At 71.6% G+C, this 24,760-nt stretch carries 21 protein-coding genes; 5 read left to right on the top strand and 16 right to left on the bottom strand.

Translation table 11 applies throughout. From position 1 onward, the window contains the following. Positions 1 to 12: 12 nt before the first annotated feature. From AB0M39_RS10310 to AB0M39_RS10255, 12 genes are all read right to left on the bottom strand, one after another. Complete coding sequence (locus AB0M39_RS10310) at positions 13 to 672, bottom strand: pilus assembly protein TadG-related protein (protein WP_365362436.1); 660 nt, start codon at positions 670 to 672, stop codon at positions 13 to 15. Continuing rightward, on the bottom strand, positions 672 to 929 hold the full coding sequence (locus tag AB0M39_RS10305; protein ID WP_365362280.1) for a hypothetical protein: 258 nt from the start codon (positions 927 to 929) through the stop codon (positions 672 to 674). Before AB0M39_RS10305 ends, AB0M39_RS10310 begins: the two co-directional genes overlap by 1 nt. A gap of 164 nt (positions 930 to 1,093) precedes the next feature. Beyond that, entirely contained in the window at positions 1,094 to 1,981 is an 888-nt protein-coding gene (locus AB0M39_RS10300; RefSeq protein ID WP_365362278.1) for a response regulator transcription factor, read from the bottom strand. Between the two features lie 126 nt (positions 1,982 to 2,107). Continuing rightward, entirely contained in the window at positions 2,108 to 3,514 is a 1,407-nt protein-coding gene (locus AB0M39_RS10295) for a histidine kinase (protein WP_365362276.1), read from the bottom strand. A 123-nt stretch (positions 3,515 to 3,637) separates the two neighbouring features. Then, on the bottom strand, positions 3,638 to 4,525 hold the full coding sequence (locus AB0M39_RS10290) for a DUF5936 domain-containing protein (RefSeq protein WP_365362273.1): 888 nt from the start codon (positions 4,523 to 4,525) through the stop codon (positions 3,638 to 3,640). Between the two features lie 48 nt (positions 4,526 to 4,573). Next, positions 4,574 to 5,518, bottom strand: a complete 945-nt coding sequence (locus AB0M39_RS10285) for a type II secretion system F family protein (RefSeq protein WP_365362271.1) — start codon at positions 5,516 to 5,518, stop codon at positions 4,574 to 4,576. 96 nt (positions 5,519 to 5,614) lie between these two features. Then, positions 5,615 to 6,955, bottom strand: coding sequence for a CpaF family protein (locus tag AB0M39_RS10280; RefSeq protein WP_365362269.1), 1,341 nt, complete (start codon positions 6,953 to 6,955; stop codon positions 5,615 to 5,617). A gap of 254 nt (positions 6,956 to 7,209) precedes the next feature. Further along, on the bottom strand, positions 7,210 to 7,554 hold the full coding sequence (locus tag AB0M39_RS10275; RefSeq protein WP_365362267.1) for a TadE/TadG family type IV pilus assembly protein: 345 nt from the start codon (positions 7,552 to 7,554) through the stop codon (positions 7,210 to 7,212). Positions 7,555 to 7,634: 80 nt separating this feature from the next. After that, positions 7,635 to 8,150, bottom strand: coding sequence for a TadE family protein (locus AB0M39_RS10270; RefSeq protein WP_365362265.1), 516 nt, complete (start codon positions 8,148 to 8,150; stop codon positions 7,635 to 7,637). A gap of 79 nt (positions 8,151 to 8,229) precedes the next feature. Beyond that, on the bottom strand, positions 8,230 to 9,489 hold the full coding sequence (locus tag AB0M39_RS10265) for an AAA family ATPase (protein ID WP_365362263.1): 1,260 nt from the start codon (positions 9,487 to 9,489) through the stop codon (positions 8,230 to 8,232). Between the two features lie 7 nt (positions 9,490 to 9,496). Beyond that, positions 9,497 to 10,210, bottom strand: a complete 714-nt coding sequence (cpaB, locus tag AB0M39_RS10260; RefSeq protein WP_365362261.1) for a Flp pilus assembly protein CpaB — start codon at positions 10,208 to 10,210, stop codon at positions 9,497 to 9,499. A 235-nt stretch (positions 10,211 to 10,445) separates the two neighbouring features. Then, entirely contained in the window at positions 10,446 to 11,324 is an 879-nt protein-coding gene (locus AB0M39_RS10255) for a hypothetical protein (RefSeq protein WP_365362259.1), read from the bottom strand. A 509-nt stretch (positions 11,325 to 11,833) separates the two neighbouring features. On the opposite strand from AB0M39_RS10255, the gene AB0M39_RS10250 reads away from it, so the two are divergent. From AB0M39_RS10250 to AB0M39_RS10240, 3 genes are all read left to right on the top strand, one after another. Beyond that, entirely contained in the window at positions 11,834 to 13,531 is a 1,698-nt protein-coding gene (locus AB0M39_RS10250) for a glycoside hydrolase family 18 protein (RefSeq protein WP_365362257.1), read from the top strand. Between the two features lie 360 nt (positions 13,532 to 13,891). Next, positions 13,892 to 15,229 (top strand): M14 family metallopeptidase, encoded by a 1,338-nt coding sequence (locus AB0M39_RS10245; protein ID WP_365362255.1) that lies wholly within the window; start codon positions 13,892 to 13,894, stop codon positions 15,227 to 15,229. Positions 15,230 to 15,326: 97 nt separating this feature from the next. Next, positions 15,327 to 17,438, top strand: coding sequence for a serine/threonine-protein kinase (locus AB0M39_RS10240; protein ID WP_365362253.1), 2,112 nt, complete (start codon positions 15,327 to 15,329; stop codon positions 17,436 to 17,438). 107 nt (positions 17,439 to 17,545) lie between these two features. On the opposite strand, the gene AB0M39_RS10235 is transcribed toward AB0M39_RS10240, so the two are convergent. The 4 genes from AB0M39_RS10235 to AB0M39_RS10220 all read right to left on the bottom strand — a co-directional run bounded on the left by AB0M39_RS10235 (position 17,546) and on the right by AB0M39_RS10220 (position 21,678). Next, positions 17,546 to 19,036, bottom strand: coding sequence for a gluconate:H+ symporter (locus tag AB0M39_RS10235; RefSeq protein ID WP_365362251.1), 1,491 nt, complete (start codon positions 19,034 to 19,036; stop codon positions 17,546 to 17,548). Between the two features lie 100 nt (positions 19,037 to 19,136). Beyond that, positions 19,137 to 19,577: a RidA family protein gene (locus tag AB0M39_RS10230; protein WP_365362249.1), complete on the bottom strand. Its 441-nt coding sequence runs from the start codon at positions 19,575 to 19,577 to the stop codon at positions 19,137 to 19,139. Next, complete coding sequence (locus AB0M39_RS10225) at positions 19,574 to 20,335, bottom strand: IclR family transcriptional regulator (RefSeq protein ID WP_365362246.1); 762 nt, start codon at positions 20,333 to 20,335, stop codon at positions 19,574 to 19,576. The genes AB0M39_RS10230 and AB0M39_RS10225 overlap by 4 nt, the downstream gene beginning before the upstream one ends. Beyond that, complete coding sequence (locus tag AB0M39_RS10220) at positions 20,332 to 21,678, bottom strand: sugar kinase (RefSeq protein WP_365362433.1); 1,347 nt, start codon at positions 21,676 to 21,678, stop codon at positions 20,332 to 20,334. The genes AB0M39_RS10225 and AB0M39_RS10220 overlap by 4 nt, the downstream gene beginning before the upstream one ends. Positions 21,679 to 21,891: 213 nt before the next feature. Here AB0M39_RS10220 and AB0M39_RS10215 point away from each other — a divergent pair, with 213 nt between their 5' ends. Together AB0M39_RS10215 and AB0M39_RS10210 are read left to right on the top strand one after the other, a co-directional pair. Continuing rightward, the gene (locus tag AB0M39_RS10215; RefSeq protein ID WP_365362244.1) at positions 21,892 to 23,166 is read left to right on the top strand and encodes an amino acid deaminase; all 1,275 of its coding nucleotides are present in this window, start codon (positions 21,892 to 21,894) and stop codon (positions 23,164 to 23,166) included. 10 nt (positions 23,167 to 23,176) lie between these two features. Further along, positions 23,177 to 24,757, top strand: coding sequence for a D-aminoacylase (locus AB0M39_RS10210; protein WP_365362242.1), 1,581 nt, complete (start codon positions 23,177 to 23,179; stop codon positions 24,755 to 24,757). Positions 24,758 to 24,760 lie beyond the last annotated feature (3 nt).

Below are 24,760 nucleotides of genomic sequence, written 5' to 3'. Positions count from 1 at the left end.
TCTCATTGAAGATCAGTCCTCAGCCAGTCGCACAGTGAAGAGCTCCGCCATGTCGGGCAGCAGTTCCAGGTTCTCGGGGTCGATGGTCCACTCCTGGGTGTCGCAGAGGAGCTTTCCCGGGGACGGCTTCTGCTCTTCGTCCTCGCCGGGATCGGGAGCTTCCTCGCCGGGGTCCGGATCGTCTTCGCCCTCGGAGGGCTCTGCGGGCTCGGCCGGTTCCTCGGGCTCGAAGTCGCAACGGGACTCGACCACAGCGGTGGCCTCGGCCCTCGCGTGGTCGTCCTCGGTGCCGTCGATGATGCTCTCCCCCATCGGCTCTGCCGACGTGACCTCCACGCTGAAGCCCCAGCGGTCGCCCAGCGGATCGCAGCCGACCTCCTCCGCCGCACCGTTCTTGACAGCGAAGTTCACAGCCTCCGCGCAGCCGTTGCCACCGATCACCTCGTCGCCGAAGAGGCCGCCGAGGTCTTCGAGGTAGTCCGCCAAGTTCAGCTGGTCCCTCGACTCCTGGGCGGCCGCCAGCGCCGCCGCGTCGGCGGCGGTCTGCGTTCCGTTGCGAGTGATGTCCGCCTGGCCGAGTGCGAGGTACACGAGCGCAAAGAAGAGCAGACCGACGACCGCTGCCATGTACAGCGGTGTGGCCTGCCCTGTGTCCCGGCCCGACTGCGGGATCAGCCCCCGCCGCCGCCCCCGCCACCGCCGTTGAGGACGGAATTGATCTTCTCGGTGAACTTGTTCGCAATGTCGTTGCCCACATTGGTCTGAAGCAGCAGCACCACGATCGCCACCACCAGGATGGTGATCCCGACGTACTCGATCGCCCCCTGCCCCCTGTCTCTGCGGCCCTTGACCCCCGCGAGCAGCGCGTCGCGCCAAGCCGCCGCGTGCGCCCTCGCGGCCGCCGCGGCCTTCAGGCCGGTGTCCCTCATGCCGTTCGCCTCCGGTTGCGTCCAAGCCCCTTGCGTCGCCTCCCGCGTTTCCGGCGTCCTCTCGACCGGAATCGCTGGCGACATCGGAACCGTACGCCGAGGGCACTCGCCCCGCCATGGGCCTCAGGGCCCAACTCCGAGGCCAGAAATCGCGTTGGGCGCGTTCAGGCATGCCGGCCCGCACCTCCTCGCGTCACGCTGTGCCAGATGGCGATGGCCTCGCCCCGGCTGCCCGCGTTCAACTTGGCGAAGATGCGGTTGATGTGGTTCTTGACGGTCTTCTCGCTGATGAAGCAGGAGGCTGCGATCTGCTGGTTGGTCATCCCGGACGTAATCAGGTCCATCACCTCCACCTCCCGCTGACTCAGCTCGGTGATCACACCGTGCAGTCCCCTGACTACGTTGGGACCCCGAGTCGAATGTGCCATATCCGCTTGCGAAAGCGAAGATGGTTGAGCAAATTGCCGCCGCACCCCCTGGGGCCCGTGCGGCGCCTGGGGCTCCTGTGATCGGCCCCGCGCGTCCCGTGAGTCCCGCGCGCCGCTCGCCAGCGCATGGGAAGCAGAAGGCGAGAAACGGCTGCGGCCACGCTTGATGTCCCTTACAGCCGCAGTCAGTTCGTCCACCGTGAACTCGCCGTGCACCAGATAGCCGCTCGCGCCCAGCCGCAGCGCCTCGCGCACGATCTCGCTCTCGCGGCTGTACGTCATCATCAGCACCGGCGCCAGCCGCACCAGGTGCGGCAGAGCCGAGAGGCCGTCGACGCGCGGCATGCGGACGTCCAACAGGACGACGTCGGGGCGGTGTTGGACGGCTGCGTCGTACGCCTCGCGCCCGTCGGCCGCCTCCGCGACGACCACGAGGTCCGCGCGGCCCTGAAGGAGGACGGTCAGGCCGGCCCGTACGACCGGGTTGTCGTCGGCGACGACCACCCGCAGCGTTCCGGTGGTCTGGTCGGAGCTGAGGGGGGTGGCGTGCGAGGACGTGTGCTGCGAGACATGGGACTGCTGGGTCCAGTTCTGGCCCGAGCTCCGGGAGACGTCGTCCGGCATGGCTGCAGCCTCCTCTCAGTGAGGGGATTCGGTAGGGGGTGAAGTGCAAAGGCAGAAGGCGAAGAAGCGCGGAGGCGGAGGAGCGCGGAGGCGAGCCGCGACCGCCGCCCGCGCGGCGCGGGCCGGTCAGTTGAGCATCGGCGCCCGGTGCTGCCGCCTCGCCTGGGCCGGTATCCCCCGTACGAGCCCCAGCGCCGCGAGCGGCAGCTCCAGCAGCATCTCCGTGCCCTTCGCCGCCTGACCCCTGCCGATGCGGATGCGCGCTCCTATCGTCGCCGCCCGCTCGACCATGCCGACGAGGCCGAAGTGCCCGGATCGGCGCAGGGCATCGAGCGACGTTCCCGGGGGCAGGCCCCGCCCGTCGTCGTAGACGCTGATCCGCAGGACGTCTCCGACGATGCCCGCCGACACGTCCACGCGGCTGGGGCCCGCGTGCCGCTGGGCGTTCTCCAGCGCCTCGCCCGCGATGGTCAGCAGCTGGCGGGCCACGGCGCGCGGCGCCGTGGGAACGGGGTCGTCGCCGAGCGTGCGAAAGGTCGCCCGCAGGCCCGAACGGCGTGCGAAGTCCTCGGTACGGGCGCTGAGTTCGGCCACGATGTCCGCGCCGCCGTCCAGGCCCGACTCGCGCCGCAGGTCGGACAGCAGCTCCCGGGACTCGGTCGCCGCGCGGCGGGCCGAGCGGGCCACCAGTTCTGCCTGGCGCCGGACGGTCAGCGGGTCCATGCGGTCGGCCGTGCTCGCCAGGCCGTCCGCCGCGAGGGCCAGGCCGTGCAGGGTCTTGGCGACGGAGTCGTGCATCTCGCGGGCGAGCCGCGCCCGCTCCCCCTCCACCGCCTCGCTGACCGCGAGCCGGGCGCGGGTCTCCGTCAGCGCCTGGGAGGCGGCCCCGAAGCCGAGCAGCAGATTGCGCAGCGTGCCGCCCACCGCTCCCGCCAGCACGCACAGGCCGACGAACAGCAGCGCGGAGGCGTCCGCCTCGATCCGCTGGTTTATCGCGTACGCGGCGGCCAGCAGCAGCGACTGGAGCGGCGCGAAGATCGCGGCGCCCCGCCAGCCGTACACCAGGCCGGCGAGCAGCGGGGTGCAGAAGGTGACGTACGCGAGCGTGGAGCCAGGCGACGCGGAGAAGAGCAGCAGCGCGCCGAACAGCATGTCGACGGCGAGCAGCGAGGGGTGGCGGAGCAGCACCGGGCCGAAGCGCTCCCAGTCGCGCAGCAGGACGTAGGAGACCATGACGGTGACGAGGACGGCCGCGCCGACGAGCCAGCCGCCCAGCCCTCGGTCGACGCCCGCGAGGGCGAAGGGGGCGGCGAGCGCGGTCATGGCGAGGCGGAAGCCGAACAGCTGGCGGCACAGCGCCTGGAGGGCGTTGACCTGGATCGGCAGGGACGGCACATGGCCCGGGGCGCCCGGCCCGCCGAAACCGGCTGCCCCGCCGACCCCGCCCGGCCCGCCGAAACCGGCTGCCCCGCCGACCCCGCCCGGCCCGCCGCCCCCGCCCTGCCCGCCGACCCCGCCCGGCCCCCCGCTCATGTCATAGCCGGTCTCACAGCCGGTGCCGCCCCCAAACAGCGCCGCTCTCCTCAGCGCCGCTCTCCTCAAGGGCGCCCTGCGCATGACGCTCCTCTTCATCGCCTTCAGCGGCGGCCCCATGGCTCAGCCTCCGAAGATGTCGTTGAAGTTGACGTTGGAGGCGTAGTAGAAGCCGACGACGATCAGGATCATCGTCCCGGGGAGCATGAAGCTGGTCACGATGAGCGTGGCCTTCGGCACGGCCTTGGCGGCCTTGCGGCGCGCGTTCTGCGCGTCGGTCCTGCGCATGTCGTTGGCGATCTGGATGAGCGTGTCGACGATCGGCGCGCCGAGCTCCTCGCCCTGCTGGAGAGCGGAGACGAACATCGACACCTGGTCGGACTCGTTGCGCCTGCGCAGTTGCTCGAACGCCTCGCGCCGGCCGACCCCCATGTCCATCTGCCGCAGGGTGATGCGGAGCTCGTCGGCCCACGGGCCCTCGTACTTCTCCGACACCCGCTCCAGCGCCTGCCGGAACCCGAGGCCGGCCGACACGACGACGGCCAGGACGTCCAGGAAGTCCGGCAGGGTGCGCTCGATGTCGTCCCTGCGGCGGCTGATCGCGGCCTTGAGCAGGACGTCGGTCCAGAACAGTCCGTAGAGGAGGAAGAGCACGGCGAAGACGAGGTGGCCGTTCATCAGCATGCCCAGCGCCACGAGCGTGCCGAGTCCTCCGTAGACGGCGCGCCGGGCCGCGTAGCGGTCGATGGTCAGTCCGCCGGGGTTGCCGGCCATGTCGAGCCGGCGCCGGACCGCGTCGACGCGCTTGGGGCCCATCAGCCGCAGTATGTACGGCGCGTAGCGCATGCCGAGGCGGTCTATGGCGGAGCCGGTGGCGCTGGTGCGGGTGGCGCCGACCTCCAGGGCGACGGCGAGGTCGCCGGGGAGCTTGGCGTCGGCGCGGTACATGCGGATGCCGTGGAAGGCGCCGTAGACACAGAGCCCGACGACGGCGGCCAAGAGCAGTCCCATGATGTGTTCCCTCCCTTCGGGTGTTCGGTCTCGTTCTCGTTCTCGGTCTCAGATGCGGACGCGTGTGAGGCGGTTGATGAGGACGAAGCCGAGGGCGTACAGGCCCGCCGCGACGACCACCGCGATCCGGCCGCCCACGGCGCTGGTCATGTCGTCGAGCGCGCCGGCCCGCATTCCGTTGATCATCAGCAGGAAGCCCATGCCCAGTACGGGAACGGCGACGGCGGTCACCTTGATCTGCGAGAGCGTGGTCGTGACCTCGCGGCGGGTCTCCTTGCGCTCCTCCAGCGTCTCGGTGAGGTTGCGCAGCGAGGAGACGATGGCGCCGCCCGCCCGGTTGGACAGGATGAGGGTGGAGACCAGGACGTTCAGCTCGCGCGAGGGGAGCCGCTCGACGAGGTCGCCCAGCGCGTCGTCCAGCGAGCGGCCGAGGGCCAGCTGGTCCGACACCCGCCGCAGCTCCTCCTGCGCCGGGTCGTCCAGCTCCTCCACGGCCATGCTGATCGCGGTGCGCAGCGCAAGGCCGGCCTGGGTGGCGTTCGCCAGTACGCGCGTGAGCTCGGGAAGCTGGTTGATGAACGCCTCCGTACGCTTCATGCGCTGCCAGTTGAGGAAGCCGTTGGCGCCCCAGAGGCCGATGACGGCCGCGATGAGCCCGAAGAAGGGCGCGAAGACCGAGGCGGCGATGGAGTAGAGGGCGAGCAGGGCGGCGACGACGTATACGGCGTACTCGCCGGGGGTCACGTCCAGGCCCGTCGCGACGAGCTTGCGCTCGATGCGCTTGCCGAGCCGCGTCCTGCGCAGCCGCCGGTCGAGTCCGCTGAAGCGCCGACGGCGGGCGCCGCTCTCGATGGCGAGGGGTCCGGACTGGGACATCCTCTCGACGAGGGCCTGCCGCTGGGCCTGCCCGGAGGAGTAGGCGTGCACTCCGAGGACGGCGAGCACACAGCCGAGCAGTGTGACGCCGGTCGTCAGCAGCGGAAGGTTGTCCATGGCGGGCGGCTTCTCCGGATCGGGGGCGGGGTCTAGGGGGTCTCAGGGCGAGGTCTAGAGGTCTAGTGGGCGAGGTCTCAGGGGTGTCAGGCGGTGTCAGGCGGTGGACGTACGGGAGGTGAGCTCGTCGGCCGAGTCGGCGACGCCGAACGCCAGCGGTATCGCCTCGCTCGCCATGTACAGGCGCTCGGCGACCTGGCGCGGCAGCGGGAAGTACCTGAACCTGCCGTAGATGCGCCCGTCCGCGGCCATCGGCTGGGCCTCGAAGCGGCAGACGGTCACGATGCGGTAGTCCTCGCGGCCGTACGAGTCGACGATCGCGATCTCGGTGATCTTGCGGGCGCCGTCGGCGTGCCGGGTGAGCTGTACGAGGACGTCGACCGCGCTGTTGATCTGGTCGTGGATGGCGACGAACGGCAGCTCGACCTCCGACATGGAGCTCAGGGTCTGCAGGCGCATCAGGGCGTCCTCGGCGCTGTTGGCGTGGACGGTGGCGAGCGAGCCGTCATGGCCGGTGGACATCGCCTGGAGCATGTCGAGGGTCTCGCCGCCGCGGACCTCGCCGACGATGATGCGGTCGGGGCGCATGCGCAGGGAGTTGCGCACGAGGTCGCGGATGGTGATCTGGCCCCGGCCCTCGACGTTGGCGGGGCGGCTCTCCAGCGTGATCACATGCGACTGCTGGAGCTGGAGCTCGGCGGAGTCCTCGATGGTGACGATGCGCTCGGTGTCCGGGATCAGGCCGGAGAGGGCGTTGAGGAGGGTCGTCTTGCCGGTGCCGGTGGCCCCGGAGACGATCACGTTGAACTTCGCCCGCACCAGACCGGCGAGCAGCATCAGAATGTTCTCGTCGAGCGAGCCCAGCCCGATCATCTCCTGGAGGGTGAAGGCCCGCGGGAAGCGGCGGATGGTGAGGATCGGGCCGGTCAGCGAGAGCGGCGGGATGATCACGTTGACGCGCTCGCCGCTGGGCAGACGGGCGTCGACCATCGGATTGGCCTCGTCCACACGGCGGTTGACGGTGGAGACGATGCGCTCGATCGTCTGCATCAGCTGCTCGTTGGAGGAGAAGCGGAGCGGGAGCAGCTCCAGCCGTCCGCTGCGCTCGACGAAGACCTGCTCGGGGCCGTTCACCATGATCTCGCTGATGGAGGCGTCCTCGAGAAGGGGCTCCAGGATGCCGAGGCCGAGCGCCTCGTCGACGACCCTGCGGATGAGGTGGGAGCGCTCGACGGAGGAGAGGACGGGGCCTTCGCGGCTGATGATGTGGCCCAGCACCCGCTCCAGGCGCGCGCGGCGCTCGGCCGCGGCGAGGGCGGACATCTCGGCGAGGTCGATCTCTTGAAGGAGCTTGGCGCGGTAGACCCCGACGAGCCGACTCTCCTCGCTGTGCCCGCTGGAGGGCTCGGGGTTGCTGATGCGCGCCCGGAGACTCATGAGGTTCAACTCCCTGGTGGGGCTGGCTTGCCTGGTGCTGGCTCTGACGTCTGGCTCAGTCGGGGGTCGGGGTCGTCTAGGTCGGGGGTCGAGGTCGGGGTCGTCTAGGTCGGGGGTCGGGGTCGGGGGTTGGAGGCTAGGTCGGCGGCTCGGGGTCGGGGGTTAGGTCGGTGGGCGGGGCTCGGTCAGTGGTCGGTGGCCGGGTCTCGGTGGGCGGTACGCCGGTACGCAGGTACGCCGGCGGCCCGCAGCTCTCAGTCGCGGGGCATCGTGGCGCTCTTCCTCGCCTCTCCGAGGCCGATGCCCGGGACGATCGACGGGATCACGATCTCGGCGGTGACGGTGACCTCGTCGTCCCCGCCCGTCGGAGCGCCGATCGAAGCGTCGAGCCAGGGGCTCACCGCCGCCAGCCCGGCCGCCTCCGCGGTCATCTCCGCCTCCTCCTGCGAGGCCACCCGAGCCGCCGCCCGCGCCGCGGTCCCCGCCTGTTGAGCCGCGTACACCGCGAGGCCGACCTGGACGGCGACCATGCAGACGAAGAGCAGCAGCGCGAGCCAGCCGCCGTACTCGACGATGGCCTGCCCCCTGTCCCCGCGCATGGCCCGCTTCCGGCCCGGGACCCATGTGCGGCCCAAGACCCCTTCCCGGCCCAAGGCCCCCTTCCGGCCCCTCCTCCTCATCACTCCCTCCACTCCGTCGCGGCGGCGGCGTGCCCGGGGACGGTGATCGGCAGGCTGAAGCCCCCGGGGAAGAGCAGCGGGACGTCGAGTTCGGCGCGCGCGGTGACCAGATCGCCCTCCTGCTGGCAGGAGATGCTGTGGCTCCAGGCGCCCGGCACGTCCTTCCGACCCGCTTCCTGGCAGGCCGCGACGCGAGAACCGTTCGGCGCCACGGTCCCCGCCCTCACCGCCTTGTCGGCCGCGTTCCCGGCGAGCACGAAGGTGTAGCCGACGAGGGCCGACTGCCACAGCACGATCAGGGTCACCAGGATGATCGGGACCATGCCGGTGAACTCGATGGCGGCCTGCCCGCGGTCGTCGAGCGAGCAGCCCGCCCGGCGCCTCGCCGCCCAGCCTCGCAGCGCGCCCCGCGGCGACCAGCCCGTCGACACTCCGCCCTGCGACCAGCCCGTCGACACTCCGCCCCGCGGCGACCAGCCCGTCGACACTCCGCCCCGAACCGCTCGGCCTCTCATCACGCGTCCCACCCCCTCACCACCCCTCGCCACTCCCGGCCACCACACCCGCCCACCTCTCCCGGCCACCGCTCCCCGCCTACCTGCGCCCCGCTCGGCGGGCGGGCAGGAGCGCCGCCCGTTCGCCGCGGGACCTGCCCTGCTTGTCCCCGGCCGCGTGCCCCGGCGAGACCCTCACCAGCCCCAGCTCTCCCGCCAGCGCCCACAGTGCTTGTCTCACCGTGGACTTGGCCTCCAAATCCTGCATACGGCCGGCGTCCACGACCGCCTGCAGTTCCTTGTAGTTGGCGGGGATCGTCACCCGGGAGACCCGGGTCGAGGTGATCCGCTCGACGAGAGCGGGCTGGATCTCCGTATGGCGCGTATGCCGGTTGACGACGGTGAGCGTCTCCTCCGCCTTGCGGATCTGGAGCCGGTCCCAGAGCCTGACCATCCGCTTGGTCGCCCGGACGGTCACCACGTCGGGCGTGGTCAGCAGCACGCTGGTGTCCGCCATCTCGATCGCGGCCGCGTTGGCGGTGTTCATATACGTGCCGCAGTCCAGGACGACGATGTCGAAGCGGTGGCGCAGGGCGCTGATGATCTGCCGTACGAGACGGTCGTCGACGTCCTCGCCGCGCTCGCCGTCCCCGGGCGCGAGCAGCAGGCCTATGCCGGTCTCATGGCTGAAGAGCGCGTCTTGGAGCACGCGCGGCGAGATGTCCTGGATCGCCGAGAGGTCCACGACCGACCTGCGGAACTGCACGTCCAGATAGGAGGCGACGTCCCCGCTCTGCAGGTCGAGGTCGACCAGTGCGACGGAGTGGCCGGAGGCGCGGGCCGCCAGCGCGAGCTGGATGGCGGTGACCGTCGTGCCGACCCCGCCCTTCGCGCCGCTCACCGTGGCCACGGTCCCGCCGGGCCCGCTGAACACGTCGGCGCCCTGGCCCAGGTGGCGGCGCACGCCGACCGACCAGCCGGCCGCGGCCTGGACGCGCTGCGCCAGCTCCTCGTACGACAGCGGGAGTCCGACCAGCCCGCGGGCGCCGGAGTCCATCGCCGCGGAGAACAGGTTTGAGCTCGTGTCGGCGGTGACCAGGACGACTCCGACCGCCGGGAAGCGGAGGGCGACCTCTCTGATCAGCTCGAGGGCGGGCACGGGACCGATCCGCTCGTGGACCAGCACGACCTCGGGCAGCTCGTCGATCGAGTCGCCGGCGAGCCGGGCGAGCAGGTCGAGCAGCGAGGTCGAGTCGGCGACCGGCGCGGCGGGCTCGGCGTCCGGGAGCTGGCTGAGCAGGGCGCCGATCGAGCGGGCGGCGTCGGGGTCGCCGACGGCGGGGAGGATACGCGTCGTCATCCGGACCTCACTTGTTCTTGTCTTCGGAGAGGTCGTAGCTGCCCTCGCCGGGGCGCAGCGTGGTGGGGCTGCCGTCGGGCAGCAGGGCGAGCCGCACATGCTCGGCGAAGGACTCGGCGTAGGCGACCCGTTGGGCGTCGGCGGTGTTCAGGGCGAAGGTGATCGGCACGGCTTCGGTGGGGCGGTTGGCGCGCTCGCCCTTCTTGGGCTGGAGCGCGGTCAGCTCGCCTACGTCGATGACCTTGGCGTTGGCGACGATGATCCGGGACTGGTCGGCCTGGGAGTCGTCCTTGCCGGCGAAGGTGGCGAAGATGTTGACCAGGTTGCCCGGGCGGATCTTCCCGGCGACGCCGGTCGCCGCGTCGATCATGATGGCGATCTCCTGCTGGCCGCTCTCCAGCCGGGGCCGCGCTACGAACATGTCCTCCTGGAGCAGCGAGCCCTTGCGCAGCTCGGTGACCGCGATCTTCCCCTCGACGGCGCCGAGGTCGGTCACCGCGCTGGGCGAGAGCCACCGCTTGGGCATGCTGACCTTCTCGAACTGCCCGGGCTTCAGCGGCGTATAGGGCGCGACGTCGGAGGCGACCCGGTAGGCGGTCACCTCGGGGCCGACCTTCGAATTCACGTCGCTGATCACCGAGAGCACGCCGGCGAACGCGCCGAAGGCGCAGAGTACCGAGAGGAGCAGAAGGATGATGCCGCGGCGCTGCCGAGAATTCATGGGTGGAACGACCTCGATCGGAGACGTGGAGTAGCGGAGCGGGTGACGGGGTGGCGGGCTGAGGGGCTGTCCGGGCGTCGGTCCGGACGGCGATCCGGTCCTCGATCCGGCTGGCGATCCGGCTGGCGATCAGGTCGCCGATCCGGGCGGCTGGCCGAGTGGCCGTCCGCAGGGCGGTCCGCGGGGGCCGTCCGCGGGGCGGACCGGATCGGGAGGCCGCCGCCCGGGTGACGGCTCACGACCCTTGGTGCACGGGGGTTCCCGGACTGCGGACACCGCTGCCATGACCTGGGAGGTCGGCTGCGGGCAGCGGGGCCGAGCAGAACCCGCAGCGATCACCGATCAGTTGAATGCCACACCATGAGCACACCTCTCGCCGAACGGACGAAACCAATTGGTAGAGCACGGAGATGTCCGGAAGAAAGGCGGCGAATTCAATCACTCTGGCCGTCCCCCACCAGCGGGGGGACTCCGCGGGCAGCACGGACTCCTGCACCTGCTGCACCCGCCAGGCGGGGGCGAGCGTGCCCGTCACCCACTCCGACTGCAACTGCCCGTTCGCCACGACGAGCTGAGTGCCGAACTCGGGTCCCTGAAGCTCTCCCGTGCCGACTTTGACCAGCTGCGGGCGCGGGTTGGCCATGACGCCGAACTGGGAGCCGGGCACCCATGACTTCGCATGGGCCTTCAGGCTCACCGGAACCCGGTCCAGCTTGGCGACCGAGCCGAGCAGGGCGCCCGCGTAGACGTAGTGGGAGAGCAGCCGCGCGGCGGAGGCGACGACTCCGGCGCTGAAGTCGCAGACCGACAGCTGGCGCATCTGCCGTACGACCACGGCGACGCCCAGCGGCGGCAGATCGAGCTTCAGCAGGGCGATGCGGTCGCTCTCCAGCATGGCCCGGATCGTGTGCAGTCGGCGCTGATGGGCGACGGGCAGCGACGCCGGATAGAGGGCGATCACATATCCGTGCTGCTCCAGCAGGACCGTCATATCGGCGAGTGCCGCTTCCAGCGACTGGTCGTCGGGCGACGGGAGCACGGCGGCGGTGGGCGTCTGATGGTCGTTCGGCGGCAGCACCAGATCGGCGCTGGTGACAGCTATCGCGGTCGGCACGATGGTTCCCCGTTCGCTCCGGCCGCCGCGTCCCGACGTCCGCAGATCACTACTGCTCCGTTCCCTGCCCTCACGCAGTGCTCCTGCACGAGCACTTTATCCAGCAGACAGGAGGCAGAGAACACCTTTCAGAACCCAGCGCCCCAAGTCGCACACGCTCCGCACAGGCGAAAAGGGGCGAAGGAGTCATCTGTTAACTCCTGTTTCAGGGCAGTGAATTGAGCGGTACGGACCCGACGCCCGACCGACGCCTGGCCGACGCCTGACAGACGCCCGAGCGGGCCCCCGCCACGCCCACCCGACGCCCTCCCGAGCTCGACAGGCACCCGAACACCACACCTCGCCGACGCTCGCCCGCCCGCCCCCAGATCCGGCGTCCGCACCGCATACGAATCGACGCCAGAGGTCTTGACAACCCGATTGGTCTGGACCAGCTTTACCGCAACGCGGTGGCCACCGTTCCGCTCCTCCCCCCTCCACATCCCCGACTCCCCCACCGGAGGCACCCAGTGGACCGCACCTCACGCGCACGGAGATGGATCGGCGGTGCGCTCGCGCTCGCCGTCGGAACCGGGCTCTGCCTCATGGGCGCCGCGGGCCCCGCCCAGGCCGCCGACGTCAACGTCGTCAAGAACGCCGGCTTCGAGTCCGGGCTCGCCAACTGGACCTGCAGCGCCGGCAGCGGAGCAACCGTCTCCTCCCCCGTGCACGGCGGCGCCTCGGCGCTCAAGGCCGCCCCGGCCGGCCAGGACAACGCCCGGTGCACGCAGACCGTCGCCGTGAAGCCCAACTCCCGGTACTCGCTGAGCGCCTGGGTGCAGGGCGGGTACGCCTACCTCGGCGTGAGCGGCACCGGCACCACGGACGTCTCGACGTGGACGCCCGACTCCGCCGGGTGGAAGCAGCTGTCCACCTCCTTCACCACCGGCGCCTCCACTGCCTCCGTGACGCTCTACACCCACGGCTGGTACGGCCAGGCCGCCTACCACGTCGACGACGTCTCCGTCTTCGGCCCGGACGGGGGCGGCGGACCAGACCCCGACCCGGTCGTCCCGGCGACCCCCGCAGGCCTCTCGGCGGGCTCGGCGACCTCGTCGTCGATCGCCCTGTCCTGGAACAGCGTCTCCGGCGCGACCGGCTACAACGTCTACCGGGGCGGCACGAAGGTCCTCTCGACGAGCGGGACCTCGGCGACCGTGACGGGGCTGGCGGCGAGCACCTCGTACCAGTTCCAGGTGTCCGCGACCAACAGCGCCGGGGAGTCCGCCAAGTCCGCGGCCGTGACCGGCACGACGACCGGCGGCGGGCCCGGCCCGGGGCCGGGGGTCCCGCGGCACGCGCTGACCGGCTACTGGCAGAACTTCGACAACGGCGCGACCGTGCAGAAGCTGCGCGACGTACAGGCGCAGTACGACATCATCGCCGTGTCGTTCGCCGACTCCACCGCCACGCCCGGCCAGATCGTCTTCAACCTGGACCCGGCCGTGGGCTACGCCTCCGTCGCCGACTTCAAGGCCGATATCGCCGCGAAGAAGTCCGCGGGCAAGTCCGTGGTCGTCTCGGTGGGCGGCGAGAAGGGCAACGTCACGATCAACAGCGACGCCTCCGCGACCGCGTTCGCGAACAGCGCCTACGCGCTGATGCAGGAGTACGGCTTCAACGGCGTCGACATCGACCTCGAGCACGGGATCAACTCGACGTACCTCACCAAGGCGCTCCGCCAGCTCTCGCAGAAGGCGGGCTCGGGTCTGGTGCTGACGATGGCGCCGCAGACCATCGACATGCAGTCGACCGGGACCGAGTACTTCAAGACGGCGCTCGCCGTGAAGGACATCCTCACGGTCGTCAACATGCAGTACTACAACAGCGGCTCGATGCTGGGCTGCGACGGGAAGGTCTACTCCCAGGGCTCCGTCGACTTCCTGACCGCGCTGGCCTGCATCCAGCTCGAGGGCGGTCTGGACGCCTCCCAGGTCGGGCTGGGCGTGCCGGCGTCCACTCGGGGCGCGGGCAGCGGCTATGTCGACCCGTCCGTCGTGAAGAACGCGCTGGACTGTCTGGCCCGGGGCACGAACTGCGGGTCGTTCAAGCCGGCCAAGACCTACCCGGCGCTGCGCGGAGCGATGACCTGGTCCACGAACTGGGACGCGACCGCGGGCAACGCCTGGTCCAACGCGGTCGGCCCGCACGTCCACAGCCTGCCGTAGGACCCGTCCCGGCGCCGACGCGACGGCCGTGCCTCCGCTCCCCGCAGGCGCGGCCTTTGCGCGTGCGGACTGCGCCGCTCGGGCGAATTCCCGCGTCCCGCTCCAGCGCCTGGGCGCCGATGCCCGCCGCGGGCGGCAGTATGGCCGAACGAAACCTCTTGACCGGGTCATGCCATGGCCTCACCATGTGCCCCACACCGGAACGGCCACACGACGGGAGTCAGCGCACACAGCAGTACAGACAGCAGCTCAGACAGCCGATCTGACAGCAGGTCAGGCGGCAGAACAGACAACTGAACACCGCACCGCATATGGCGTCGCAACTGACACACCCCCCACACTCCCCACCCAGGAGACAGCATGCGACTTCGCATCCGCGGCAGAAGGACCGCGACTCTCGCGGCCCTGCTGGCGCTCGCAGTGGCCGCTCCCTTCAGCGGCACCGCGTCATCGAGCAGCCCCGAAACGCCGACCGCCCCGGCAGCCGCCGCCGAGGAGCAGACCCGGCAGTACGAGATCCACGGGCCGTCCACTCCCGCCGCCCGCACCGCCGTCGCCGCCACCGGCGTCTCGATCGACGAGGTCGACGACCACTCGATCGTCGTCAGCGCCAACGCGGCCCAGGCCGCCCGGCTGCGCGCCCTCGGCCACACCCTCAAGGCGTTGCCCGGACCGCCGAGCAGAGCGGCCGGGGCGGCCGTAGAGCCGTTCGACTTCCCGCCCGCCGACTCGCGCTACCACAACTACGCCGAGATGAGCGCGGAGATCGACCAGCGCATCGCCGCGTACCCGAGCATCATGAGCAAGCGGGTCATCGGCAAGAGCTACCAGGGCCGCGACCTCGTCGCCATCAAGATCAGCGACAATGTGGCGACGGACGAGAACGAGCCCGAGGTCCTCTTCACCCACCACCAGCACGCCCGCGAGCACCTCACCGTCGAGATGGCGCTGTACCTGCTGCGCGAGCTGGGCGAGGACTACGGCACGGACTCCCGGATCACCAACGCCGTCAACGGCCGCGAGATCTGGATCGTCCCCGACCTCAACCCGGACGGCGGCGAGTACGACATCGCCAGCGGCTCCTACCGCAGCTGGCGCAAGAACCGCCAGCCCAACTCCGGCTCCTCGAACGTCGGCACGGACATGAACCGCAACTGGAACTACAAGTGGGGCTGCTGCGGCGGCTCCTCCGGCTCGACCGGCTCCGCGACCTACCGCGGAAGCGCCGCCGAGTCCTCCCCCGAGGTCAAGGTCGTCGCCGACTTCGTGCGCAGCCGGGTCGTGGGCGGCAAGCAGCAGATCAAGGCGGGCATCGACTTCCACACGTACAGCGAGCTGGTGCTCTGGCCGTACGGCTACACCTACAGCGATACCGCCCCCGGCCTGACCCAGGACGACCGGGACGCGCACGCCGCGGTCGGCAGGAAGATGGCGGCGAGCAACGGCTACTCGCCCGAGCAGGCCAGCGACCTCTACATCACCGACGGCTCGATCGACGACTGGCTGTGGGGCGCGCAGAAGATCTTCAGCTACACCTTCGAGATGTACCCGTCCTCCGGCGGCGGCGGCTTCTACCCGCCCGACGAGGTGATCGAGCGCGAGACGAGCCGCAACCGGGACGCGGTGCTCCAGCTGGTGGAGAACGCGGACTGCATGTACCGGTCGATCGGCAAGGAGCAGCAGTACTGCGCCGGCTGACCTGAATTCGACAACTGGTTCGCCGGTCGGCCGACCCTCCCTCACCGGCCCCCTGTCGTGGCACTGTAGGCACGGCGTGCGACGACAGGGGGAGACCATGACGGGGGTCAGGATCCAGCCACTGAGCGCGGAGGACCCGCGGCAGCTGGGGCGGTACCGGCTCATAGGCCGGCTGAGCTCCGGCGGCATGGGGCGGATCTATCTCGCGAAGGCCGACGGGGACGACCGGCTCGTCGCCGTCAAGACGCTGCTCGCGGAGGGCGTCGTCGCGGACTCCGACCGGCGGCGGTTCGCCCGCGAGGTGAAGCTGGCCAGGCGCATCGACAGCGCGTACACGGCGAAGGTGCGCGACGCCGACCCGGAGGCTGAGCGCCCCTGGATGGCGATCGACTACATCGCGGCGCCCTCGCTGGCCGAGCTGGTGCGCACGGTGGGCGTGCTGCCCGCGTCGGCGGTCCGCTGGGCGGCGGCGGGCACCGCGGAGGCACTGGTCACGCTGCACCGGGAGGGCGTCGTCCACCGCGATGTGAAGCCGCAGAACATCCTGCTGCCGCTGAGCGGGCCGCGCCTGATCGACTTCGGCATCTCGCACGCCACCGACATCACCCGCACCACGTTGACGCTGGGCACGATCGCGTTCACCTCGCCCGAGCAGGCGCGCGGCGAGCCGTCCACGTCCGCGTCCGACGTGTACTCGCTGGGAGCGACGCTCTTCCATCTGGCGGTCGGCAGACCGCCCTACCCGGAGGGCGAGGACACGCTGCGGCTGCTGGCCAGGGTCTCGCGCGGCGATCTGGACCTGGCGGGACTGCCCAAGGAGCTGGCCCCGATGGTCCGGCCGTGCCTGGCGGCGGCGCCCGGCGAGCGGCCCGAGCCGGCGGACGTGCTGGCGCAGTTCATGCAGGGCCTGGCCGGGCTGCCGACCTCGCACAGCGGGCGCCGGTGGCTGCCGCCGCGCTGGACGGAGCTGATCGAGCGGTACGAACGGGACGGGCGGGAGCTCGCGCGCGGCTCGTCGGACGACGATCCGACGGTGGACCAGCGGACGCGGGCGACGCCGCCGCCGGACCCGACGCGGGTGTACACGCAGGACCGGGCCCGCGCGGACCGGGAACGGCGCGCACGGGAGGAACGGGCCCAGCAGGAGGAGCGGGCGGAGCAGGAGAAGAGGGAGCGGGAGAAGCAGGAGCGCGAGCGCGTCGAACGTGTCGAGCGCGAGGCACGCGAGAGGCGCGCGCAGGAGCGGCGGGACAAGGAGCGCGAGGAGGCCCGGAAAAAGGAGGAGCAGCAGAAGGAGGCCCGGAAGGAGGAGCGGAAGGAGGAGGAGCGGCTGCGAAAGGAGCGTGCCCGGGCGGCGTCGGCGATGTCCGCCAGAGCCGGCTCGGGCTCGGGCGGCGCCGCCCAGCCCCGCCGGAAGGCCCGGTCCACGACCCCGGCCGCCGCAAGGAAGCCGCCTGCCGCGCCCGTCACGCCCGTCACGCCCGTCAAGAAGTCCTCCACCGGCTGGATCGCGGTCCCCCTCATCGCTCTCCTCCTCTGGATATGGCAGCCGTGGGAGTCCGAGTCCGCCTCCCGCACCGGCTCCACCAGAGGGACCTCGGGAAGCTCGGCCACTCTGGGAAGCGGTGGGACGTCGAGCACCGCGGGGTCCTCCGGCGACTCGACCAACGCCGGCTCCGCGCCGTCGTCCGGCCCCACCCCCGACTCCGAGGACGTCGCCTTCCGCGCCGTACGGACCGGGGACTGCCTCAGCGCGTACGCCGACGGCCGCGACGGCTGGTCCACCCCCACCCCGCAGCGCGTCGCGTGCGGCTCGGCCACCGCGTACACGCGGGTGACGGCGGCCCGCAGCGGCGTCGCCTTCGGGGACTGCCCGACGGGCCACGGCCGCGCCTACTGGTACCACCGGGGCTCGCTGCCGGCGTACGGCGTCTCGCTCTGCGTGGAGCGCCAGTTCCGCAAGGGCGAGTGCTTCGTGGCCAAGCGCACCGGGACGCAGGTCACCACCTCGCTGCTGACGAACGTCTGGAGCTGCGACGCGACCACCGTGCCCGCCGGCTACAACGAGGTCCTCCAGATCACCGGCTACTACAAGGCGCAGGCGTCGTATCCGCGCGGCTTCTGCTCCCAGGGCCAGTACGACCAGAACTACTACTGGTACTACGAGGTGGACGGCGGCCGGTCGGTGCTCTGCACCAAGGAGGCCTGACTCCCCGGCGACCCCGACCGCAGCTGGGCCCCGACCGCGACTGTGCCTGCGACCCGGGCCGCCCAGCCGCCCGCCCGGCCGCCGCGCCGCCTCGCGCCCGGCCCGGCCTACACCGCCAGGCTCAGCGCCGCCGCGACCGCGAAGCCGGCCACCGAGAGGACCGACTCCAGCACCGTCCAGGACTTCAGGGTGTCCCGCTCGGAGATGCCGAAGTACTTGGCGACGATCCAGAACCCGCCGTCGTTGACGTGCGAGGCGAAGATCGAGCCGGCCGAGATCGCCATGATGACCAGCGCCAGGAACGCCTGCGAGTGGTCGCCGTTCTCCACCAGCGGCAGCACGATGCCGGCCGTGGTGACGATGGCGACCGTCGCCGAGCCCTGCGCCACGCGCAGCACCAGCGCGATCAGGTAGGCGAGGACGACGACGGGCAGCCCGATGCCGTTGAAGGTGTCGGAGAGCGCCTGCGCGACGCCGCTGGCCTTCAGCACCGCGCCGAAGACGCCGCCCGCGCCGACGACGAGAAGGATGTTGCCGACGGGCTTCAGGGACGCGGTCGACACCCGCTCAAGGGACTTGCGGGTCCAGCCGCGCCGGAAGCCGAGCAGGTAGGAGGCCATCAGCAGCGCGATGGTCAGAGCGACGAAGGGGTTGCCGAAGAACTCCACGACCGAGCGGAGCGTGCTGGGATCCAGCGCTATGGAGGAGAAGGTCGCGGCGAGGATGAGGACCAGCGGAGTGCCGATGATGGTGAGGACCGTGCCGAGCGAGACGGGGTTCTCGGCGCTCTGCCCGTCCGTGAGGCCGCGCCCGTCCGTGAGGCCGCGCTCGGCGGCGACGGCGGCCTTGGCGTCCTCGGCCGCCTCCACCATGTCCTGCGGCACGGGCACGAACAGGCGGTTGCCGATCCAGTAGGCGTACGCCCAGGCGGCGAGGACGGCGGGGAGGCCGACGACGACGCCCATCAGGATGACCCAGCCCAGCGAGACGTTCAGAAGTCCCGCGGCGGCGACCGGGCCGGGGTGCGGCGGCAGGAACGCGTGGGTCATCGACAGTCCGGCGAGCAGCGGCATCGCGTAGAGGACGATCGACTTGCCGGAGCGCTTGGCGGCGGCGTACACGATCGGCGCGAGGACGAAGATGCCGACGTCGAAGAAGACGGGGACGCCGAAGATCAGTCCGGTGAGGCCCATCGCGAGCGGGGCGCGCTTCTCGCCGAAGAGGTTCAGCAGACGGGAGCTCAGCACCTCGGCCCCGCCGCTGACTTCGAGGATCGCGCCGAGCATGGTGCCCAGGCCGATGATGATCGCTACGTGTCCGAGGATGCCGCCCATGCCGGCCTCGACGACCGAGACGGCAGCGGACTTCTGGACGGTGCCGAAGAGCTCGGTGACGGACAGCCCGGCGGCGAGGCCGACGGCTATGGAGACGGCGAGCAGCGCGACGAACGGCTGGAGCCGGACCTTGACGATGAGGAAGAGCAGCAGGGCGATGCCGAGCGCGGCGACGGTCAGCAGACCGGCGGCGCCGTCGAGGAGGAGCAGCAGGCCGCCGGTGTGCGGCGGCGCCGGCGGTGGGGCGTCAGCGGCGAGGAGCATGGGGGATCTCTCTGTTCGCGGGCGTGTTCTGGGCAGGGGGGATCGCGGCACGGCGCTGCGGGGACGAGCGCCGTGCCGTACGGCAGAGGGTTCAGCGGAATCAGCCCAGGACTGCCAGGGCGTCGATCTCGATGAGCAGGCCCTGGGGCAGGCCGACGTAGACCGTCGTACGGGCGGAGGCGGGGGCCGTCAGGCCCTGCTCCTCGAAGTACGCGTTGTAGATCTCGTTCATCTCGGCGAAGTGGTCGACGTCGGTGAGGTAGACGCGCGTCATCATCACGTCGTCCCAGCTCGCGCCGCCCGCCTCGAGGACCGCCTTGACGTTGGCGAAGGTCTGGAGGGTCTGCTCGCGCAGGGTGGGGCCGGCGACGGTCGGGGCCTGGCCCTCGACGGCCGGGAGGAAGCCGACCTGGCCGGCGACCTGGAGGATGTTGCCCTTCTTGACGCCGTGGGAGAACTTGGCGGGCGGGGCGGTGTGGGTGGCGGGGGTGATCGCGGTCTTCTCGGTCTCGGTCTCGGTCTTCTCGGTCTTCTCTGTCATGGGGCTTCCTTCGAGGGTGTGTTGCCGGAGTACTCCCGGCTGACGGCGCCGGCGGTGCGGCGCACCAGGGGGAGCAGGGCGAGGAGTTCCTCGGCGGTGACGACGACGTTCGGCGCCGAGACCGACAGGGCGGCGACGACCCGGCCGTCCGCGCCGCGGACGGGGGCGCCGACGCAGTTGATGGACTCCTCGTGGCCGCCGAGGTCGGTGGCCCATCCCTGTTCGCGCACGACCGCGAGCTCCTTGAGGAACGCGGCGGCGTTGGGGGTCGAACGGGATGTGTACATGGGGTAGTCGAGCTTCTCGGCGAGCGCGCGCCGCTCGGGCTCGGGAAGGTCGGCGAGCAGCAGCTTGGCCACGGCGGCGACAGTGATGGCGACGGGCTTGCCGATCCGCGAGTACATGCGGACGGGGTAGCGGCTCTCGACCTTGTCGATGTAGAGGACCTCGTGCTCCTCGTAGACGGCGAGGTGCACGGTGTGCCCGCACGCCTCGTTCAACTCGACGAGGTGCGGATGGGCGATCTCGCGTACGTCCAGGTTCTCGACGGCCTCCTGGGCGAGGGCGAAGAGGCGGGCGCCCAGGCGGTAGCGCTGGTCCTGCTGGCGGTAGACGAGGCCGTGCTCGTGGAGCGTGCGCAGCAGGCGGAGCGCGGTGGACTTGTGCACGCCCAGGCGTTCGGCGACCTGCCCGAGGTCGGCGGGTCCCTGGGCGAGCAGCGGAAGGATGCTCAGCGCGCGGTCGACGGTCTGGCTCATGCGGTACGTACCTCCTGCGGGTCCTGCGCGACGGCCGACGTCCAGCCGGGGCCGAGACGCAGTCTCCCCCAGCCCGCTCCGTCGAGGGCGACGAGACGGTCCGCGTCGTCGCGCGCGGCGGGGGCGCCGAGGTCCCCCTCGACGGTGAGGGTGGCGGCGGCCATGAGATGCCCGTGCCGCAGCCGTTCGCGCGCGGGGAGCCCGCGCAGGGTGGCGGAGAGGAACCCGGCGGCGAAGGCGTCTCCGGCGCCGACGGGCGCGACGACGTCGACGCGCAGGGCGGGCACGAAGGTGACGGCGTCGACGCCGGGGGGATCCGCCGTACGCCGACTCGGCTGGCTCTGCGGGCCTGGCTGACCTTGCTGGCTCCACTGGCCCGGCTGGCCCGGCTGGCCCGGCTGGTCCTGTTGGCCCGGCCGACTCTGCCGACTCGGCTGGCCCGGCTGGTTTTGTTGGCCCAGCTGGTCCTGTTGGCTCTGCTGGTCCTGTTGGCCTGGCCGACTCTGCTGGCCCGGCTGGCCCGGCCGACTCCGCTGACCCTGCTGGCTCCGCTGACACTGCTGGTCCTGTTGGCTCGGCTGGCTCTGCTGCCGTACGTACGCCGTCGCCCCGGCCGCGCCCTGCTTCACCACGAGGACCGCCGGCTCCGGCAGCGCCCTGCGGATCGCGCTCGCGCCCCGCAGGCCCCAGGCCGCCTCCGCCTCGTCCTCGCCGACGAAGACGACGTCGGCGCCCCGGGCGAGGTCGAGCAGCACACGCGGCCCCTCCCCCTCACGCCACAGGTTCACGCGGTAGTTGACGTCGAAGGACACCAGCGGGCGGCCGGGCGCGGGCGCGGTGAGGGTGCGCAGCAGGGCGAGGCAGTCCGGCGAGAGCGCCGCCGTGATGCCCGACAGATGCAGGACGCGCCCGGACCAGAGCTCGTCGCGCCGCACGGTCGAGGGGGACATCGCCGAGGCCGCGGAGCCGGCCCGGTAGTAGACGACCTCCGCGAGGTCCTCCGCCCCGCGGACCGCGTCGACGACATGGTCCCTCGGGTCCGATGGCTGCCTCGGATCCATCACCTCCCTCGGGTCCGTCGCCCGCTCGCCCGCCGTGCGGAAGTAGACCCCGGTCGGCCGCAGCGGATCGCGCTGGACGGCCGAGGTGTCCACTCCGTACGCCCCGATCGCCGCCACGAGATGCTCGCCGAAGCCGTCCGCGCCGACCCGGCCGACCCACTTCGTCCGGTGGCCGGCCGCGGCGAGGCCGCACGCCACATTGGACTCGGCGCCGCCGATGCCGCGTACGAACGACGGCACGTCGGCGAGGCGGCCTGGTCTCATGGGCACGAAGGCGACCATGGACTCGCCGAGGCAGACGACGTCGACGGGATCTCCGGGCACGGGCACACTCGCTGCACCCGTCGCGCTGGCGGTCACGATCGCTCAAGCTCCTCGCTGGTCGGTCGCCGGACGACACCGTTGACCCGGCGTTGGCTCGGATGTTAGACAGCCGTTAGCGAGATGCGCAATGGGTGTTGCAGATAGTGCAACACCCCTGAAAGAGGAGGCCACATGCCCGCCGAGACCGCCGCGGAAGAGCTGGCGAACGAGCACGTCGACCACCGGTTCAAGGCGCTGCCCCCGGACGCGGAGGGCCTGACCGTCGGCGAGTTGGCGGCTCAGCGGCGGAACCTGTTCACCGGCGGCTTCACCACGCCCGTCCTCGCGCTCTCCGCCGAGTCCGTCGAGCACAACCTCGCGCTCCTGGAGACCTACTCCGAGCAGCACGGCCTCGCGTTCGCCCCGCACGGCAAGACCTCCATGTCCCCCCAGCTCTTCGCCCGCCAGCTCCAGCACGGCGCCTGGGGCATCACCGCGGCCGTCCCCCACCAGGCCCGCGTCTACCGCGCCCACGGCATCCAGCGGATCTTCCTCGCCAACGAGGTCGTCGACCCCGTGGCCCTGCGCTGGCTCGCCGGCGAGCTCGACGCGGACCCCGACTTCCGCTGCGTCTGCTACGTCGACTCGGTGCGCGGCGTTGAGCTGATGGACCAGGCGCTCGCGGGCGCGGGCCGCCCGCTGGACGTGGTGGTCGAGCTCGGCGCGGGCGACGGCGCCCGCACCGGCGCCCGTACCGACGCCGACTGCGCCGCCGTCGCCGACGCCGTGGCCGCCACGAGCACGCTGCGCCTCGTCGGCGTGGCCGGCTACGAGGGCGAGGTCCCCGACGCCACGAGCGACCGCGTCCACGCGTGGGTGCGCCGCCTCACCGCGCTCGCCGCCGACTTCGACAAGGCCGGCCGCTTCGCCGAGGCCGAGGAGATCGTCGTCAGCGCGGGCGGCAGCGCCTGGTTCGACGCCGTCGCCGACGTGTTCGCCGAGATCCCCGCGCTCTCCCGCCCGGTGCTGAAGCTGCTGCGCTCCGGCGCGTACGTCTCGCACGACGACGGCCACTACCGCCACCTCACGCCCTTCAACCGCGTGCCCGAAGAGGGCGCGCTCCAGCCTGCGTTCCGTCTGTGGGCCCAGGTCGTCTCCCGCCCCACCGAGGACCAGGCGTTCGTCAACGCGGGCAAGCGCGACGCCGCCTACGACCTCGACCTCCCCGAGGCCCAGGTCGTCCGGGACGCCCGCACCGGCGCGACCCGCGCGGCCGACGGCATCGCCGTCACCGGCCTCTCCGACCAGCACGGCTGGCTCCGCACCGGCCCGGAGGCGGAGCTGGAGGTGGGCGACTGGGTCGGCCTGGGCCTGTCCCACCCGTGCACGAGCTTCGACAAGTGGCAGCTGATCCCGCTCGTCCAGTCGGACGGGACGGTCGTCGACTACATCCGCACCTTCTTCTAGGAGACCGGTCATGGATCTCGTCATTCGCGACGCCGAGGTCGTCGACGGCACGGGCGGCCCCTCGTACCGCGCGGACGTCGCCCTGGACGGCGGCCGGATCGCGGCGATAGTCAAGGAGGCCGCGGCGGCCGGCTGCCAGCGCCCCACCGCCCGGCGGACGCTGGACGCCGACGGGCTCGCCCTGGCCCCCGGCTTCATCGACATGCACGCGCACAGCGACCTCGCCCTGCTCCGCGACCCCGACCACTCCGCGAAGGCCGCGCAGGGCGTGACCCTCGAAGTGATCGGCCAGGACGGGCTGTCGTACGCCCCCGTCGACGACCGCACCCTCGCCCAGGTCCGGCAGACGATCACCGGCTGGAACGGCGACGGGTCCGACGTCGACTTCGACTGGCGCACGGTGGGCGAGTACCTGGACCGCCTCGACCGGGGCATCGCGGTCAACGCCGCCTACCTCGTCCCCCAGGGCACCGTCCGGATGCACGCCGTCGGCTGGGAGGACCGCCCGGCGACCCCCGCCGAGCTGGACCGGATGCGCCGGCTCGTCGCGGAGGGCCTCGAACAGGGCGCGGTCGGCATGTCGTCCGGTCTGACCTACACCCCGGGGATGTACGCGAGCGGCGCCGAACTCGCCGAGCTGTGCCGGGTGGTGGCCCGCTACGACGGCTACTACTGCCCCCACCACCGCTCGTACGGCGCCAGCGCGCTCGAGGCGTACGAGGAGATGGTCGCCCTCGCCCGCGAGGCCGGCTGCGCGCTGCACCTGGCGCACGCCACGATGAACTTCGGCGTGAACAAGGGCAGGGCCCCCGAGCTGCTCGCCCTGCTCGACGAGGCGCTCGACGCGGGCGCGGACCTCTCGCTCGACACCTACCCCTACACCCCCGGCTGCACCACGCTCGTCGCGATGCTGCCGAGCTGGGCGAACGAGGGCGGCCCCGAGGCGGTCCTCGCCCGCCTCCAGGACGACGAGACCGCCGAGGAGATCCGCCGCGACCTCGAGGAGACCGGCTCCGACGGCTGCCACGGGGTCCCCATCGAGTGGGACGCGATCGAGATCTCGGGCGTCGCCGCGCCCGGCCTCGCTCGCTTCGTGGGCCGCCGTCTGAGCGACTGGACCACGGCCCGCCGCCTGCTGATCGAGGACCGGCTCGGCTCGACGATCCTCCAGCACGTGGGCCACGAGGAGAACGTCCGCGCGATCATGCGCCACCGCGTGCACACCGGCGGCAGCGACGGCATCCTCCAGGGCCTCAAGCCCCACCCGCGGGCGTACGGCACGTTCCCCCGCTACCTCGGCCACTACGCGCGCGAGCTCGGCGTCCTCACCCTGGAGGAGACGGTCGCCCATCTCACCTCCCGGCCCGCGGCCCGGCTGCGCCTGACGGACCGCGGCGTGATCCGCGAGGGCTACCGGGCCGACCTGGTCCTGTTCGACCCGGCCACGGTGGCGGCGGGCTCGACGTTCGACGCGCCGCGCACGCTGCCCGTAGGCATCCCCCATGTGCTGATCGACGGCAGGTTCGTCATCGAGGACGGGGTCCGCACGGACGTGCTGGCCGGCCGCTCGGTGCGCCGCACCGCCCGCTAGACG

This window comes from Streptomyces sp. NPDC051907, from assembly GCF_040681075.1.
Classification (GTDB): Bacteria; Actinomycetota; Actinomycetes; order Streptomycetales; family Streptomycetaceae; genus Streptomyces.
The sequence above is the reverse complement of the archived record's forward strand: the minus strand, read 5'-3'. Positions and strand labels throughout refer to the sequence as shown.

Excerpts from the sequence above, each read along its gene's own strand:
- AB0M39_RS10305 (WP_365362280.1), bottom strand. The coding sequence starts at position 929 with ATGAGGGACACCGGCCTGAAGGCCGCGGCGGCCGCGAGGGCGCACGCG.
- AB0M39_RS10300 (WP_365362278.1), bottom strand. The coding sequence starts at position 1,981 with ATGCCGGACGACGTCTCCCGGAGCTCGGGCCAGAACTGGACCCAGCAG.
- AB0M39_RS10295 (WP_365362276.1), bottom strand. The coding sequence starts at position 3,514 with ATGAGCGGGGGGCCGGGCGGGGTCGGCGGGCAGGGCGGGGGCGGCGGG.
- AB0M39_RS10290 (WP_365362273.1), bottom strand. The coding sequence starts at position 4,525 with ATGGGACTGCTCTTGGCCGCCGTCGTCGGGCTCTGTGTCTACGGCGCC.
- AB0M39_RS10285 (WP_365362271.1), bottom strand. The coding sequence starts at position 5,518 with ATGGACAACCTTCCGCTGCTGACGACCGGCGTCACACTGCTCGGCTGT.
- AB0M39_RS10280 (WP_365362269.1), bottom strand. The coding sequence starts at position 6,955 with ATGAGTCTCCGGGCGCGCATCAGCAACCCCGAGCCCTCCAGCGGGCAC.
- AB0M39_RS10275 (WP_365362267.1), bottom strand. The coding sequence starts at position 7,554 with ATGCGCGGGGACAGGGGGCAGGCCATCGTCGAGTACGGCGGCTGGCTC.
- AB0M39_RS10270 (WP_365362265.1), bottom strand. The coding sequence starts at position 8,150 with ATGAGAGGCCGAGCGGTTCGGGGCGGAGTGTCGACGGGCTGGTCGCCG.
- AB0M39_RS10265 (WP_365362263.1), bottom strand. The coding sequence starts at position 9,489 with ATGACGACGCGTATCCTCCCCGCCGTCGGCGACCCCGACGCCGCCCGC.
- cpaB (WP_365362261.1), bottom strand. The coding sequence starts at position 10,210 with ATGAATTCTCGGCAGCGCCGCGGCATCATCCTTCTGCTCCTCTCGGTA.
- AB0M39_RS10245 (WP_365362255.1), top strand. The coding sequence starts at position 13,892 with ATGCGACTTCGCATCCGCGGCAGAAGGACCGCGACTCTCGCGGCCCTG.
- AB0M39_RS10240 (WP_365362253.1), top strand. The coding sequence starts at position 15,327 with ATGACGGGGGTCAGGATCCAGCCACTGAGCGCGGAGGACCCGCGGCAG.
- AB0M39_RS10235 (WP_365362251.1), bottom strand. The coding sequence starts at position 19,036 with ATGCTCCTCGCCGCTGACGCCCCACCGCCGGCGCCGCCGCACACCGGC.
- AB0M39_RS10230 (WP_365362249.1), bottom strand. The coding sequence starts at position 19,577 with ATGACAGAGAAGACCGAGAAGACCGAGACCGAGACCGAGAAGACCGCG.
- AB0M39_RS10225 (WP_365362246.1), bottom strand. The coding sequence starts at position 20,335 with ATGAGCCAGACCGTCGACCGCGCGCTGAGCATCCTTCCGCTGCTCGCC.
- AB0M39_RS10220 (WP_365362433.1), bottom strand. The coding sequence starts at position 21,678 with ATGGTCGCCTTCGTGCCCATGAGACCAGGCCGCCTCGCCGACGTGCCG.
- AB0M39_RS10215 (WP_365362244.1), top strand. The coding sequence starts at position 21,892 with ATGCCCGCCGAGACCGCCGCGGAAGAGCTGGCGAACGAGCACGTCGAC.
- AB0M39_RS10210 (WP_365362242.1), top strand. The coding sequence starts at position 23,177 with ATGGATCTCGTCATTCGCGACGCCGAGGTCGTCGACGGCACGGGCGGC.